This is a genomic window from Pseudoalteromonas sp. SR45-6, assembly GCF_014163545.1.
Lineage (GTDB): Bacteria > Pseudomonadota > Gammaproteobacteria > Enterobacterales > Alteromonadaceae > Pseudoalteromonas > Pseudoalteromonas rhizosphaerae.
Window position 1 is genome coordinate 1 of record NZ_JACJDM010000200.1, and the last position, 391, is coordinate 391.

Annotated in this window: 1 rRNA gene; it reads left to right on the top strand. The window is 39.6% G+C overall.

Annotated features, from left to right (window positions below):
* Positions 1 to 280: 280 nt before the first annotated feature.
* A 16S ribosomal RNA gene (locus H5158_RS22900) occupies positions 281 to 391 on the top strand; the annotation flags it as partial.

Sequence of the window (391 nt, forward strand, 5' to 3'; positions counted from 1 at the left end):
GTTTAACTTTAACCGCAACGTTCTTTAACAATATAAAGCAATCATCTGTGTGGGCACTCGTACAGATTGAGTTCTAACAGCCAAGCTTAGTTCGCTAAGCAAGGCAAAAAATTTAGAGTCTCAATGTGATTTCTCGAAAGAGAAGCTGAGTGACCAACAGAAGTAACTTATTTATAAGTTGCTTCGGCACAGTCAATTCAATATCGAAAGATATTAAATAAATTCAGAATTCATTGAGCAGGTTCTTCATTCTTTATTGGATGAGAACAGAAAAAACTTTTAATTGAAGAGTTTGATCATGGCTCAGATTGAACGCTGGCGGCAGGCCTAACACATGCAAGTCGAGCGGTAACAGAGAGTAGCTTGCTACTTTGCTGACGAGCGGCGGACG